Raw genomic sequence first — 14,067 nt, 5'->3', positions numbered from 1 at the left:
TCGGATGGGTGCTCGGGCGGTGAGCGCGGACGGGGCGGGACCTCCCGCGGCCGCAACGCTTCTTGCCGTGTGAGACCATCTCTCAAGTATGGAGACCGAGGAGGCCTCCCTCGCGCGACGCGCGGCCGACGCCGTCAGCCCGCCTCCGCGGCTCGTCGACTGGTCGCTCCTCGCGGTCGTCGTCCTCGAAGTCGTCACCGGGTTCGTCTCGTTTACCGTCGGATCGCCCTCTGGGTGGCCGCTCTTCTGGCTCCACCGGATCCTCGGACTGACGTTCGTGGCGCTGCTGGGGTTCAAACTCGCCAGGGTCCGGCATCGACTCACCCGGCCCAGCGAGTGGCGGGCATCCACGGCCGTGTCGGTCCTCACGCTGCTCGCGACGCTGGGGGCGCTCGCGACCGGGATCGCCTGGGTGTTCGGTCTCGACGTTCGCCTCGCCTACTGGACGCTCCTGAGCGTGCACGTCGGGTTCGGGTTGGTGCTCGTACCGCTGCTCGCGTGGCACCTCAGGTCCCGGTTTCGGCTCCCCCGACGACGGGACTTCGAGGGACGGAGAACGACGCTCAGGTACGCCGGCCTGCTGCTCGGCGGGGCGGTGGCCTACCGAAGCCAGGAACTCACGAACCGCGTCCTCGACACCCCCGGTCGGGACCGTCGCTTCACCGGTTCGCAGCCGCGGGAGGGGTCGGGCAACGGGAGCTTTCCGGTCACCTCGTGGGTCGCGGACGACCCCGACCCGGTCGACCGATCGGCGTGGACGCTGACCGTCGCGGGCGAGGTGGAGACGCCGCTCGAATACGGATACGACGCGCTCGATCCGGAGCGCAGCGAAGCTGTCTCGACGGCCGACAAGGAAGCGCTCCTGGACTGCACGAGCGGCTGGTACACGGTGCAGCGCTGGCGCGGAGTCCGCGTCGGCGACCTGCTCGACGCGGCCGGCGTCCGCGGGGACGCGCGGTTCGTCCGGTTCGTCTCGGTGACGGGGTACCGCTGGTCGCTGCCCGTCGACGAGGCGCGGGACGCCCTCCTCGCGACGCACGTCGGCGAGGAGCGGCTCAGCCACGGCCACGGCGCGCCGATCCGCCTCGTCGCACCCGGCCGCCGCGGCTTCCAGTGGGTGAAGTGGGTCGAGCGGGTCGAGGTCCGCCGCCGCAACGACCCCGCCCAGTGGCTCGTGACGCTGGTCAGCGGCTTCGAGTAGTCGGCACAGTTCACATCGCGGCCGAGGCGGGTCGGACTACGCCCGATCCAGGACGTGAACGTGGCGTACCAGCGACCCGTGGACCCGCCGTTCGAACCGTTCTGTGACCGTCCAGCCGGCGTCTTCGGCCGCCGATTCCCAGGAGCGGTCGGCGACGAGGACGCAGGCGGAGGCGACCCGCGCCGCCTCGACGAGCGCGCCGCCGACGAGGTCGGCGAGCTCGTGTCCGGCGATCTTCGACTGCCGGCCGTACGGCGCGTCGAAGACGACGGCGTCGGCGGCGGCGTCGGCGAAGGGGAGTTCCGTCGCGTCGCCGCGGACGACGTCCCAGCGGGCTCTCGGAAGGTAGGCCGCGAGGTTCTCCGTCGTCCCGCGGACCATCTTCCACTGGGCGTCGGAACCGAGTGCCCGCGCGCCGACCAGACCCGCCTCGATGAGGAGGCCGCCGGTCCCGCACATCGGGTCCAAAAGCGTCGCGTCCGGAAGCGACGGCCCGGCCGCGAGGTTGACGTACGCGCGGGCGTCCATCGGGGCCATACTCCCCGGCTGGAAGAACGGCCGGTCGGTGGGCGCGCGCGACCCGAAGGCCGCGTCGCGTTCGGCGACCGCCCAGCCGAGGAGGCAGACGTCCTCGGAGAAACAGACCCGGAGTTCGTGGTCGGGGTCGTCGAGATCGACGGCGAACCCGCGATCGACGAGCACGCCGCCGAGTTCGCGTTCGGCGTCGGCCGTGCTCACGTCGGCCGTCGAACGGACGTTCCGGGCGCGGACGGCCACGCTTCCCGTTCGGTCGAGCGATGCGGCCGTGAGGACCGCTGCGGCGTCGGAGACGGTCGCTTCTGCCCGCCCGACGAGTTCGGAGACGTGGCGCGTGTACGCGAGCGTCGGCACGCGGTCGACGCGCACGCCGCGGGCCGTCGCGAGGCCGGGCGCGACGCGCGAGACGGCGGAGGCGGCCGCACGCTCGGCTTCGAGGGCGGCGAAGGCCTCGTCGTCGGCTTCGCCCGCGAGTTCCAGGGAGTACACGGGCGAACCTCGTCGGCGTCGCAAATCAGGGTGTCGGATCGGCTGGAAAGCGGCGCCCACGGGAGAAAATTCACGGAACGCGAGTCGACGGTCGAACGCACCAACCTTTTTAAACCTTAAATACGTCGTTTAAGTCGATATATGAGCGACCCCAAGGACACGATCAACATCGAGAACGTCGTCGCCTCCACCGGGATCGGTCAGGAGCTCGACCTCCAGAGCGTGGCGATGGACCTCGAGGGCGCTGATTACGACCCCGAGCAATTTCCCGGTCTCGTCTATCGGACGCAGGAGCCGAAGTCCGCGGCGCTTATCTTCCGCTCCGGCAAGATCGTCTGCACCGGCGCGAAGTCGACCGACGACGTCCACGAGAGCCTCCACATCGTCTTCGAGAAGCTCCGCGAACTGAAGATTCCCGTCGACGACGACCCCGAGATCACGGTTCAGAACATCGTCACGTCCGCCGATCTGGGTCGAAACCTCAACCTCAACGCCATCGCCATCGGGCTCGGGCTGGAGAACATCGAGTACGAACCCGAGCAGTTCCCCGGCCTCGTCTACCGCCTCGACGAGCCCTCCGTCGTCGCGCTCCTGTTCGGTTCCGGCAAACTCGTCATCACCGGCGGGAAAGCCCCCGACGACGCCCGCGAAGCCGTCGACGTGATCGTCTCCCGGCTGAGCGATCTCGGTCTCCTCGACGACTGACGGGTCGCTTCCGTGTCTCCAATATCGATCCCGCTGCAGTCCGCCGGCGGCGGCCCGCTCGCCATCGCCGGCACGTTCGCCTCGTTCGCGGTCTTTCTCTCGATCACGGCCCACATCGCCGCGCGGAACGTCCTCGGCGACGTTCCCGTCCGCAACGCGTTCCTCGTCGGACCGGTTCCGGCGGCGATCAGCATCCTGATCGCGACGTTCGCCGAGAACGACCCCGTCTTGTTCGGCGGCTTGTTCGTCGCGCTCGCCCTCGACGGCGTCGCGATCGCGTACGTCTACGGTGAGTCCCGAAAACTGTCCGCTTACATCACGCTCATCCACTTCGTCGTCAGCGTCATTCTGGGGACGATCCTCTTCGGGATCTGGGCGCTCGCGACGAGCGCGCCCGGATAACGAGCCACTGCCCGCCTACTCGACGAGCCGTTCGATCTCGGTAACGAGGATCCCAGACGCGCCGACGGCTTTCAGATCGTTGACGACCTCGAAGACGTCGCGCTCGTCGACGACGACGTGTACCGCGACGTGGTCGTCGCCGGCGACGTCCATCACCGTCGGGCCGCCCAGGCCGGGGATGACCTCACGGACGTCGTCGAGTCGCTCCCGCGGCGCGTTCATCATCACGTAGCGCTTGTTCTCGGCCGCGAGCACCGACTCGAAGGCCGTCACCAGCTGGTCGACCTTCGGATCGTCGGCGTGGTCGGGGTGGGCGTAGAGCCGGACCGAGGATTCGAGCACTTCGCCGACGACCGCGAGGCGGTTCATCCGCAGCGTCGTGCCCGTCGAGGTGATGTCGACGATGGCGTCGGCCATCTCGACGTGCGGCGTCAGTTCGGTCGCGCCGGTCACCTCGACGACGTCGGCGTCGATTCCCTCGCGTTCCAGATACTCCCGCGTAATCCGGGGGAACTCGGTCGCGACGCTCTTGCCCGCCACGTCGGCCGGCTCGGCGATGTCGCCGTCCTCCGGCGCGGCGAGGACGAGCCGACAGCGGCCGAATTCGAGATCGACGAGTTCGACCAGGTCGCGGCCGGACTCGACGACCTGGTCGCGGCCGGTGATGCCGACCGCGGCGGCCCCGTCCCAGACGTACTCGGGGATGTCGGCCGCGCGGGCGAACAGCACGCTCACGTCGGGATCGACGGTCTCGGCGTACAGTTTCCGGTCCGCGGCGCTCTCGATGTGGAGTCCGGCCCGTTCCAGCAGGTCGACGCTCGGCTCGTGCAGGCGGCCCTTGTTGGGGACGGCGATGCGCATACCCCGAAATCACGCGCCCGCGACGTACCACTTTCGCTCGCGGGTCGGGAGAGGCGAGACCGGGGCGGGAGCACGAGGCGAGAGGCACAACGATGATAGGCGCGGGCGTCGATTCGCCGGTATGACCGACGCCGACGAGGACGCCGCCGGGGATGCCGACGAGGAAGCCGGCGACACAGAGCGCGACGAAACCGCCGGCGAGGAAGGCGCGTCCGGCCGCACCGCGGCCGTCTCCCGCGAGACCGCCGAGACGACGATCGATGTGACGCTTTCCGTCGACGGCGACGGCGACAGCGCGATCGAGACGGGGATCGGCTTCTTCGACCACATGCTCGAAGCGTTCGCGAAGCACGGCCTGTTCGACCTGACCGTCCGCTGCGACGGCGATCTGGAGATCGACGACCACCACACCGTCGAGGACGTCGCGATCGTCCTCGGCGAGGCGTTCACGGAAGCCCTCGGCGACAAGCGCGGGATCGTCCGCTACGCCGACCGCAAGGTCCCGCTGGACGAGGCCGTCGCGGGCGTCGTCGTCGACGTCAGCGGCCGGCCGCACTTCGACTTCGAGGGCGAGTTCTCCCAGGATCAGATCGGCGATTTCACGAGCGATATGGCCCGGCACTTCGCGTACTCGCTGGCGATGAACGCCGGGCTGACGCTGCACGCGGAGGTCGACGGCGTCAACGCGCACCACGAGGTCGAGGCGCTGTTCAAGGCGCTCGCGCGCTCGCTCGACGACGCGACTCGCGTCGATCCCCGCCGGAGCGACACGCCGAGCACGAAGGGAACACTCTGACCGCCGTCGTCCGCGCGGCCCGTCCTCAGGACCGGGTGAGCGTGCCGCCCTCGTCGGTGAGCACGCCGCGGTCGATCGCGTGATCGATGATCCGCTCGACGTGCGCGTCGTCGAGGTCGTACGCGCCCGCGGCGAGTTCGACGACCTCGTTCCGGCCGATCGGGAACTCCCGGTTGCCCAGCAGACGCATCACGGTCCGGAAGTCGTCGGGCTCTGCACCGATTCCGTCTCCACTCGGGTCCGACGCCGTCTCGCGATCCGGTCCGTCGGCAGCGACGTCGTCGTCGCGTCGGTCCGGGGAATCTGACGTCGGTGCGGCGTCGGCGTTGCCGTTTGCCGACGAGTCGGGGCGGGGATCGTCGGGCGAGCTACCCAGATCGATCTCGTCGGATTCGGCGATGTCCGTGAATCCCTCCGGCGCGTTGAACGCGCTCGGTCTGTCGGGAGTCTCTGACGCGTGCGGCGAATCGGCCCGGTTCGGGGAGTCGGCGTCGCTCGCGGCGCCTTCGGCTCCCGTGTCGTCGGACGCGGAATCCGAGTCGGAGGGGGTCGCATCCGCCGTCGTCGCGTCGGCCGTCGCTTCCGCGTCAGTCGTCGTCTCGTCGGTCGTCGCTTCCGTATCCGCCGTCTTCGCGTCGGCCGTCGCCTCCGCACCCGCCGACGCTGCGGCCGGCTTCGACGTTTCGTCGTCGTGCGACGGCGGCTCTTCCACTGCGTCGGCGTCCGCGTCGCGATCGACCCCCAGTCGATCCAGCAGCGGGTCGACGACGCCTTCGAGCGTCGACAGACAGTTCTCACAGAGCACGACCCGTCGCTGTTCGGCCTCCGTCGGCGACAGTTCCGGCGGGAGGACCTCGTAGACGCCCGCGGCGTCGTCGCCGCAGAAGTCGCAGGCCCGGAGTTGGCGCATCGGCATAGTCGTGTCTCCGCGAGCGACCGGATAAAAGTATTCGACCGGGATCGGACGGAGGGACAGGCCGTCGAGCGGGAAGGGGTGACGCCTACGCCGTCTCGACCGGCCCGCCCCGCTCGGTCCACTCGGTCAGGCTCCCCTCGTAGAAGCCGACGTCCGCGTAGCCGAGCGACCGCAGGACGACGTACGTGTGACTGATCCGCCGCGCGGTGTTGCAGTACAGCAGGACGCGCCCGTCGGGAGCGATGCCGGCGGTTTCGAGGATCCCCCGCAGTTCGGACTCGGGTTTCAGCCCGCGCGTCTCGTCGTCGACGAGTTCCCGCCAGTCGAGATTGACCGCGCCGGGGAGGTGGCCCTCGGCGTACTCCGCCGGGTCGCGGGTGTCGACGATCACGGTTCCGTCGTCGCCGAGCGCGTCGCGGACCGTCTCGTAGTCGACGAGCGGAGAGTGCTCGGGCTCGCGGACCGCGTAGTCGGTCGCCGCCGGCGACGACGACTCGCCCGTCGTCTCGTGCTCCCGGTTCCAGGCGCTGAAGTCGCCGTCGAGGAGGTGAAGACGCTCTGGCGGGTGGCCGTACAGTTCGGCCGTCACGAGGAACCTGGCGGCGAAGACCCCGTGGGTGTCGTCGTAGGCGACGACGTCGTCGTCGGGGCCGACGCCGGCGGTCGAAAGGAGCGACTCCCACGTTTCCCGCCCGGGGAGCATCCCCTCGTCGCCCGCCTCGCTGCGGAACTCCGCGAAGGGAACGTTCGCCGCGCCCGGGACGTGGCCGATGCCGTCGAACTCCCAGGCGTCGCGGACGTCGATCACGCGTACCTCGTCGAGTCGCTCGGCCAGCCAGTCGGCCGAGACGACGACGTTCTCGTACATACGTGTACGTACCGTCGGCCGACTCTTCAACGTGGCCGATCCGACCCGCATTCGCCCGGTGTCAGAGAAAGGAGAAAATATTGCGGCTTGTTCCTCGAAGCCCCGCCCGTACGGTCCCCGTGGGTCCGGCGCGGCACGCTCACGTCCTGTCAGGTTCGTCTGATGCGGCAAGAATTTCTGGATAGTGGGAGGACGGGCAGTACACGCCGTAGTTGTGAGGATTATACGGGATGAGTGCGTAGGGGAGTACGCAATGACAGACGACGGTTACGCCAAAGACGTGCTCGTGTCCCCGGAGTGGGTGGAAGACAACCTCGACGCATTCCAGAGCGACGACCCCGACCATCGCCTGGTGGAAGTCGACGTCGACACCGAGGCGTACGACGAGAGCCACGCGCCCGGCGCGATCGGGTTCAACTGGGAGAGCCAACTCCAGGATCAGACGAACCGCGACATCCTCGACAAGGACGACTTCGAGGACCTGCTCGGCAGCCACGGCATCTCCGAGGACTCCACCGTGGTGCTGTACGGCGACAACTCCAACTGGTTCGCCGCCTACACCTACTGGCAGTTCAAGTACTACGGCCACGAGGACGTGAAACTCCTGAACGGCGGCCGCGACTACTGGATCGACAACGACTACCCGACCACCGACGAAGTCCCGGACTTCTCCCCCGTCGACTACACTGCGAAGGGGCCGTTCGAGTCCATTCGCGCGTACCGCGACGACGTCGACCACGCCGTCGACGAGGGACTGCCCCTGGTGGACGTCCGCTCGCCCGAGGAGTTCCGCGGCGACATCCTCGCGCCGCCGGGACTGCAGGAGACGGCCCAGCGCGGCGGCCACATCCCCGGCGCGCAGAACATCTCGTGGGCGGCGACCGTCAACGACGACGGGACGTTCAAGTCCGCCGAGGAACTGCGGGAACTCTACGCCGACCAGGGCATCGACGGCTCCGAGACGACCGTCGCCTACTGCCGGATCGGCGAGCGCTCCTCGATCGCGTGGTTCGCCCTCCACGAACTGCTCGGCTACGACGAGGTCGTCAACTACGACGGCTCCTGGACGGAGTGGGGCAACCTCGTCGGCGCGCCGATCGAGACGGGCGACGCCGAGTAACGACCCGGTCCCGTCGACCCCCCCGCTGACGACTTCCCGTACCCTCGAACCCCCCTCTGCGGGCTGTTTCGCCGACCGCGTGTCACTGCGGGTGAACCACAAGACCTATTTGACGGAACTTTCCGTTGTGTACTGTGCCCTCCACCGTACTCCTGCAGTCCGGAGCAGCCGGCTTGTTCGCCATTTTCGGCTTGTTCCTGCTGCTCGTCGGCCTCGCCCTGGTCGTGTGGACGTATCAGGACGCACAGAAGAACAGCAGCCACCCGGCGTTCCTCTGGGCTATCGTCGTCTTCCTCGCGCCGATACTCGGAATCGTACTGTATCTCCTCCTCGGTCGCGACGGGCGATAGCGTCCGCCGGCGCGTTAGCCGCCGAGCACGAGGCTCGCGATCGCCGGCGTGAGGAACGCCTCGATGAACGCCGCGAGGACGAACAGCGGAACCAGTCCGAGGAGCACCCGGTAGGCCTCGCGGATCGCCGCGGCAACGTCGTCGCCGTGGCCTCGTCGCCGAACGACGCCGAGGACGACGCCCCCCAGCCAGAGTCCGAGCGCGCCGCCGACGACGATCGCGGGGATTTCGACGACGCCGTGGGGCGCGACGAGCGCGACGAAGGCGACGGGATCGAAGACACCGCCGACGGCACCCACGACGATTCCGTTGAACCCGAGGCCGACGACCGCGGGGACGCCGACCGCGAGGCCGCTGTAAGCCAGATCGGCGGCGACCAGCCAGTTGTTCACCGCGAGGTTGAAGAACGTCCCGAGCGGGAAGGAACCGAAGACGTTCGCGACGTCGCCGCCGATCGGGAGCGAAAGCCCGAACGACGACGTGGCGCGCCAGCCGACGAGGCCGCCGGCAGCGAAGACGCCGAGCGACGCGAGGTTCGCGGCCGGATGCCCCCGGACGAATCCGCCGACGGCGCGGAGTCCGCCGACGAACGCCGCGCGCAGTCGTTCTTCGGGGCGGGCCAGTTCGGCGTCCGACGGGAGCTCTCGCTCGGCGTACAGCGAGGTCTTGAAGCCGTCGACGACCGGCGGAAGGAGGACCGCCCCGACGAGGGCCGTCACCCGCGTCGCGCCGAACGCCGCCGCCGAACTCCCGATTGCGCCGGAGACGACGAGCGCGCCGAACGCGACGGCGACGTACCCGAGCGCGTCCCACGGTCGGCGGAAGGGGAACCGGACGCTTCGCCGGACCGCCGCCACCGTCCCGACGTCGTCGACGACGACCGCCTGCTCGGCGAACGCGAAGAGGACGTAGACCCCGGCGACGAGCAGCGCACCGACGAGGAGGGCGAAGAGCCCGAGGAGGACGGCGAGCCCAAGCACCGCCCACGACCGAGTGGTTCCGGTGGACGACGCGGCGGCCATCGTCGTGGTGACGAATCCCCCGACGGCAGCGAAGAAACCGACGAGCGGGAGGCCGACGCCCGCGAGCGCGGCGAGGAGCAGGAGTCTGACTCCGAGGATCGAACGCCAGTACCGCCGCGCGCCGTCGACCGCCGCGCGGACGCCGTCCTCACCGCGCAACAGCCCGTACAGGCCGCCGACGGCGGCAGCCCCTCCGACCGCCGAAGCGAGGAGCGCCAGGAGGAGGGAGAGCAGTCCGCCCGCGACGAGGAGCGCCACGGTTTCGGGCGTCAGGAGCCCGGCGACTGCCTCCCCCAGGTCGGGAGCGATCCGTTCGACCTCGGCCGGATCTGGGGACACCGACCCCGGCCCCGCCCCCGTCTCCCGGAGCACGTCGACGAAGGGGTCGAGTCGGCCGGTCGTCCCGAGAAACCAGACGGCGAGCAGACCGGCCACGAGGAACGGCACGCGGGCGACGCCGTACAGCCCGGACGCGAGCAGATACACGGGGATCACCGACGCCGATCGCTCCCAGAGCAACCGGCCGCCGGTCCGGAGGGCGGTGGAGGGATTCACGGTCCGAACATCTCGATCCGCGAGCAAAGACCTTCGGGACGGCGAGATCGCATTCCGACGGAGCGAACGTGCCGCGTGTCGATGGAAAGTGCCGCGTGTCGATGCCTACAAGCGGCGGGACGCCGAAGAACGGGTATGAACGGAGCCGACCTCGCGGCGGAACTGCGCGACGAACACGAGACGGCGTTCTCGCGGCTGGGTTCCTCGAAGGCGATGTACGCCCTGACCGGCGGCGAGATGGACGGCGACCGCGTCCGCGCGGCGGCCGCGACCGACGCGCTCGCGCTCGCGGCGACGCTCGACACGTGGATCGAGAACACGGATTCGGGAGCGACGGCCGACCTGTTCGCGGACCTCGCCGAGGACGCCCGCGGGCACGCCGCGGCCGTCGCCGAGGACCCCGAACTCGACGAGCAGCCCCGACTGTACGACGCCCTCTCGGGACTCGACTCGGCACCGGCCCGGCTCGGCGGGCTGCTCGGCCGCTACCTCGTCGCCGGCGAGCACGCGGGGCAGATGGTCGGCTTCTTCGTCGGCGACGCCGACCCGATGGCCGCCGACGACTTCCGCGACCTCCGTTCGGCGTTGGAGGCCGAACGGGACCGCGTCGTCGACGCCCTCGACGCCGAGTGTGCGTCGGAAGCGGAGTGGGAACGCGCCCGCGGCGCCGCCGACGCGGTGATCGAAGCCGCCTACGCGGACTACGTCGAGACGCTCGAATCGATGGGCATCAAGCCGAAGAACGTCTGCTGAGACGAATTGGCGGCGTCGCGATCGGGGGCGGGTTTCTGAACGAGTCGCTCGGTTCGAGCGGCCGCCGCCGACCTCACAGATTTGTGAACAGTCCGCAATCTCCAGTCGAAATAGAGGGGTTGACGGCCTCAGACGGCCGATAGGCGGACGACGGGCGTCGGTCGCTCGTCAGACGCCTTCGACGCCCTCGCGGAACTCGGACACCTTCGAGCGGGCGTCGACGACCGCCTCGTGGGCCGCTCCGTCGGTCTCCTCGGCGAGTTCGGCGAGGACGTTCATGTGCCGAGCCAGGCGACCGTGGTCGGGCGTGCGATCCCGCGCCGCGAGCGTCGCGAGCGCGTCCGACTGGTCGTACACGCGGCGCTGGACGTCGTCGCCGCTCGTCGCTTCCGCCGCCTGTCGGAGGCGCTCGCTCGCCTCCTGCAGCAGTTCGTGAGACATATCTAGACCGACGACGGCAACCCGCAAAATGCTTCTGACTCGACGGGCCCCGTTCCCGCGGTCGCCGTCGCTCCCGGCAGTGGACGGTGCCGCCTCGCGGGGTCTCTTCGGCCACGCTTATGATCCGGCCGCTCTCACTCCTCTACGATGCGGGTCACTCTCCTCGGGACGGGCGATACGACCGGGACCCCGACCGTGGGGTGCGACTGCGGGACGTGCGCCGAAGCGCGCCGCCGCGGCGTCGAACGCACCCGGTTTTCGGTCCACGTCGAGAACGAGCGGACCGGCGAGACGCTGCTCGTCGACTTCAGCCCGGACTTCCGTCACCAGTTTCTGACCCAGGAGGTTGCCCTTCCGGACGCCGGGATCGTCACGCACATTCACTTCGACCACCTCGACGGACTGGGCAACGCCTATCGCCTGTTCGACGACCTCCCGGTCTACGCCGCCGACGAGATCGACCCGCAGACCGAAGAGAGCGTCGCCGAGACCGTCTCGCGAAAGTACGACTACCTGGATCGCGTGAGCGTCCACGCTCGCTCTCCTTTCGAACCGTTCGCGGTCTGCGGGCTGGAGGTGACGCTCGTCCCCGTCGACCACCCGCCGCTGCTCTGTTACGGTCTCGCGGTCGAGGACCCCGAGACGGGGGCGAAGCTGTCGCTTTCGGGCGACACGAGCTACGGGGTCCCCGAGGAGTCGCGGACCGTCCTCGACGACCCCGACCTACTCCTCGCGGACGGCATCGTTCCGGCGTCGTTGAGCGAACACCACCCGCGCGGCGGGAAACACTTCGACGACGCCGGCGTCCCGCGAACCTTCGGGCAGAAACATATGACCAGAGAGGGCGCGTTGGACCTCGCCGCAGACCTCTCCGCCTCGGAGACGCGTATCGTCCACACGGCGCATTTCTATCCCGCCGAGGAGGCGTTCGAGGAACCGCTGGCGGTCGACGGCGAGACCTACGAGTTGTGATCGGGGACTACGTCCCCACCGCTCGACGCGTCGGCAGCGAAGTCGAGAAGGCGTCAGGTGGCTGCCGTCGGAGCGGGCACTGCTACCCGAGCAGGCACTTCGCGATGCGCTTCTTCCCGAGTTCGGTCTGCTCGAGGATGGCGTCCAGCCCGAGGACGCGACCCGCGCCGAGGATCCCCACCGTGACGAACAGCAGCAGACCCATCAGGTCGCCGTTGACCAGCCCGTGCGACCAACTGGCGTTCCCGAGGTAGAAGAACACCATCAGGACGCCGCCGAAGAAGCTCGCCAGCCGGACGAGCGCGCCGGCGACCAGCCCGAGGCCGATGAGCGTCTCTCCCACCGGGATCATAAAGTTCGTGAACTCCAGGAGCCACGGCGTCTGTCCGGCCCAGACGAGGAAGCCCTGGATGGGGCTGGCAGCGGGGGCGTTGACGAGGTACCCCTGCGCGCTGAACGGCTCGCCCGCGATGAACGCGAACTTGGTGATCCCCGCGTGGAGGAACCAGTAGCCCGTCACGACGCGGAGGACGGCGACCCAGTAGCCTGCGAGCGTCCCTTGCAGGTCGAACTCCAACGGATTCGCCAGGTTGGCTTGTATGGAAGTTGCCATCGTCGTTCACCTCACATCTGGACGATGACACGGAACCGCGGTATAAACCCGGGGCGGTTTTCAGTTTCCTGGAACGGAGTTACTCGGATCCGAACTTCTCATCCGAACCGATCGAGTCCCGCCTGCCGGCGCACGACGCCGGGTGGGTCCCGCCGCCAGGGCGTCCGTTCGTCCCGCAGTTCGTCGGCGTCGACGTCGGGCCTCGTTCCGGGATCGCGGGCGGAACACGCCGCTCCGCAGGCTCGACTCGGATCGACGATCCGCTCGAACTCCGCGCAGCGGGGCCGGCCGTCGGCGGTCGACTCCGCGTGCGCACACGCCGGCAGGTCGTACGTTCGCCACCCCTTGCCGTAGGCTCGCTCCGCGACTCGCGTTCGGGCCCGCGCTTTCCCGTCGCCGTCGACGAGCGCGACGTCGGTCCGAAGCGGCCGCTCGTCGACGAGTTCGACGCCCGGGCCGCCGGTCGCGAGCGCCGTCGCCTCGCGGATCTCCTCACGCCGTCCAGTCTCGGGATCGAACCGCCACACGCCGACTTCCTCGGGGATCCGATTCAGGTGGGCGCGCGTCACGTGGCTCTCGGTCGCCAGGACGACCTCCTCGAACAGCCCGAGCGAGACGTCCGTTCTGAGCTGTCTGGCGAGGTCCCCGGGCGCTCCGAGGTCGGGCTTGTTCTCGATGCCGACGAGCCCAGCGAACCACGAGTCGGGGTATCGAGCCGTCTGTCGGAGGAACTCCCGACCGTCGTGCCGCTCCGTCGCGAAGAACCCGGCGTCGACGGCGGCGTCGACGACCGAGTCGTGGAGTTCGGAGGAGTTGCGAACGGTCCGGTTTCGCGGAACGCTCGTTCCGACGCCGACGTCGCTCTCGATGGCCCTGATCGGAATCGTCCGATCGGTGATCCGCGCTCGGTCGTCGAAGTCGGGGCCGGGCACGACGCCGACGACGTCGACGATGCGCCGACCCGATCGATCGACGGCCGCGCCCAGTTGCCGACCGAGGATCCACTCGGTCGTCTCTTCGAGGTGCGCACAGAGTGCGAGTTCGAAGGCGAACTCCCGCGGCGTGTCGGCGTCGGCCACGTCCGACCCAACGCCTCGGAGACTCAAAAACGCGCCGTCGGCCCGCGCTCAGAAGTGGCCGGGGTCGTCGGTGCCGTACTGCAGTTCGCCGCCGCGACCGCCCTCGACGGTGCTGTTCCCGTGATCCCCGGCGCTGGGGACTTTGACGCGGACGTCCTCGATTTCCTCGAACTCCATCAGCAGGTCCGCTTTGATGTTGTCCGCGGTGATGTTCGAGATGCCGCACCCGGCGCAGGCCCCGCCCAGTTCGACGACGACCTCGCCGCTGTCGGGGTCGGCCTTCCGGACGACGCTCTCGCCGCCGTGCATCTGGATGATCGGCATCTGCCCGACCATCCACGTCTCGACGCGCCGCCGGAGCGAGTCCTCGGAATCGGTCATTGCTGC

The 14,067-nt window shown here is 69.2% G+C and carries 17 protein-coding genes; 8 read left to right on the top strand and 9 right to left on the bottom strand.

Annotated elements, in window-relative coordinates:
* The first annotated feature begins 88 nt into the window (after positions 1-88).
* Positions 89-1,201, top strand: coding sequence for a molybdopterin-dependent oxidoreductase (locus NO360_RS05945; RefSeq protein ID WP_256306631.1), 1,113 nt, complete (start codon positions 89-91; stop codon positions 1,199-1,201).
* A 36-nt stretch (positions 1,202-1,237) separates the two neighbouring features.
* On the opposite strand, the gene NO360_RS05940 is transcribed toward NO360_RS05945, so the two are convergent.
* The gene (locus tag NO360_RS05940) at positions 1,238-2,218 is read right to left on the bottom strand and encodes a methyltransferase domain-containing protein (protein WP_256307113.1); all 981 of its coding nucleotides are present in this window, start codon (positions 2,216-2,218) and stop codon (positions 1,238-1,240) included.
* Between the two features lie 150 nt (positions 2,219-2,368).
* Here NO360_RS05940 and NO360_RS05935 point away from each other — a divergent pair, with 150 nt between their 5' ends.
* Positions 2,369-2,932, top strand: a complete 564-nt coding sequence (locus NO360_RS05935) for a TATA-box-binding protein (RefSeq protein ID WP_256306630.1) — start codon at positions 2,369-2,371, stop codon at positions 2,930-2,932.
* Positions 2,933-2,944: 12 nt separating this feature from the next.
* Positions 2,945-3,334, top strand: a complete 390-nt coding sequence (locus tag NO360_RS05930) for a DUF7473 family protein (RefSeq protein WP_256306629.1) — start codon at positions 2,945-2,947, stop codon at positions 3,332-3,334.
* 15 nt (positions 3,335-3,349) lie between these two features.
* On the opposite strand, the gene hisG is transcribed toward NO360_RS05930, so the two are convergent.
* The gene (hisG, locus tag NO360_RS05925; RefSeq protein WP_256306628.1) at positions 3,350-4,195 is read right to left on the bottom strand and encodes an ATP phosphoribosyltransferase; all 846 of its coding nucleotides are present in this window, start codon (positions 4,193-4,195) and stop codon (positions 3,350-3,352) included.
* Between the two features lie 121 nt (positions 4,196-4,316).
* Here hisG and hisB point away from each other — a divergent pair, with 121 nt between their 5' ends.
* The gene (hisB, locus tag NO360_RS05920) at positions 4,317-4,991 is read left to right on the top strand and encodes an imidazoleglycerol-phosphate dehydratase HisB (protein ID WP_256306627.1); all 675 of its coding nucleotides are present in this window, start codon (positions 4,317-4,319) and stop codon (positions 4,989-4,991) included.
* Between the two features lie 25 nt (positions 4,992-5,016).
* On the opposite strand, the gene NO360_RS05915 is transcribed toward hisB, so the two are convergent.
* Positions 5,017-5,907: a hypothetical protein gene (locus tag NO360_RS05915; protein WP_256306626.1), complete on the bottom strand. Its 891-nt coding sequence runs from the start codon at positions 5,905-5,907 to the stop codon at positions 5,017-5,019.
* Between the two features lie 85 nt (positions 5,908-5,992).
* Entirely contained in the window at positions 5,993-6,775 is a 783-nt protein-coding gene (locus NO360_RS05910; RefSeq protein ID WP_256306625.1) for a sulfurtransferase, read from the bottom strand.
* Positions 6,776-7,028: 253 nt separating this feature from the next.
* On the opposite strand from NO360_RS05910, the gene NO360_RS05905 reads away from it, so the two are divergent.
* Together NO360_RS05905 and NO360_RS05900 are read left to right on the top strand one after the other, a co-directional pair.
* On the top strand, positions 7,029-7,895 hold the full coding sequence (locus NO360_RS05905) for a sulfurtransferase (RefSeq protein WP_256306624.1): 867 nt from the start codon (positions 7,029-7,031) through the stop codon (positions 7,893-7,895).
* 134 nt (positions 7,896-8,029) lie between these two features.
* On the top strand, positions 8,030-8,245 hold the full coding sequence (locus NO360_RS05900) for a PLDc N-terminal domain-containing protein (RefSeq protein WP_256306623.1): 216 nt from the start codon (positions 8,030-8,032) through the stop codon (positions 8,243-8,245).
* Between the two features lie 14 nt (positions 8,246-8,259).
* Here NO360_RS05900 and NO360_RS05895 read toward each other — a convergent pair whose 3' ends face one another.
* Positions 8,260-9,822: a stage II sporulation protein M gene (locus NO360_RS05895; protein WP_256306622.1), complete on the bottom strand. Its 1,563-nt coding sequence runs from the start codon at positions 9,820-9,822 to the stop codon at positions 8,260-8,262.
* Between the two features lie 135 nt (positions 9,823-9,957).
* Here NO360_RS05895 and NO360_RS05890 point away from each other — a divergent pair, with 135 nt between their 5' ends.
* Complete coding sequence (locus NO360_RS05890; RefSeq protein ID WP_256306621.1) at positions 9,958-10,575, top strand: transcription antitermination protein; 618 nt, start codon at positions 9,958-9,960, stop codon at positions 10,573-10,575.
* A 168-nt stretch (positions 10,576-10,743) separates the two neighbouring features.
* Here NO360_RS05890 and NO360_RS05885 read toward each other — a convergent pair whose 3' ends face one another.
* Positions 10,744-11,016, bottom strand: coding sequence for a DUF7553 family protein (locus NO360_RS05885; protein ID WP_256306620.1), 273 nt, complete (start codon positions 11,014-11,016; stop codon positions 10,744-10,746).
* Between the two features lie 147 nt (positions 11,017-11,163).
* On the opposite strand from NO360_RS05885, the gene NO360_RS05880 reads away from it, so the two are divergent.
* Positions 11,164-11,988 carry an MBL fold metallo-hydrolase gene (locus tag NO360_RS05880; protein ID WP_256306619.1) on the top strand — a complete coding sequence of 275 codons (825 nt, stop codon included), beginning with the start codon at positions 11,164-11,166 and terminating at the stop codon, positions 11,986-11,988.
* Positions 11,989-12,070: 82 nt separating this feature from the next.
* Here NO360_RS05880 and NO360_RS05875 read toward each other — a convergent pair whose 3' ends face one another.
* The 3 genes from NO360_RS05875 to NO360_RS05865 form a co-directional block, all read right to left on the bottom strand.
* A complete protein-coding gene (locus tag NO360_RS05875; protein WP_256306618.1) occupies positions 12,071-12,601 on the bottom strand; it encodes a TQO small subunit DoxD in 531 nt (176 codons plus the stop codon).
* Between the two features lie 98 nt (positions 12,602-12,699).
* Positions 12,700-13,680 carry a DUF5787 family protein gene (locus tag NO360_RS05870; protein WP_256306616.1) on the bottom strand — a complete coding sequence of 327 codons (981 nt, stop codon included), beginning with the start codon at positions 13,678-13,680 and terminating at the stop codon, positions 12,700-12,702.
* Between the two features lie 48 nt (positions 13,681-13,728).
* Positions 13,729-14,061, bottom strand: a complete 333-nt coding sequence (locus NO360_RS05865; RefSeq protein WP_256306614.1) for a NifU family protein — start codon at positions 14,059-14,061, stop codon at positions 13,729-13,731.
* Positions 14,062-14,067: the final 6 nt, after the last annotated feature.

The sequence above is a fragment of the Halobellus litoreus genome (assembly GCF_024464595.1).
Taxonomy (GTDB): domain Archaea; phylum Halobacteriota; class Halobacteria; order Halobacteriales; family Haloferacaceae; genus Haloquadratum; species Haloquadratum litoreum.
Note: the sequence above shows the minus strand (reverse complement) of the source record. Positions and strands in the feature narration are given on the sequence as shown.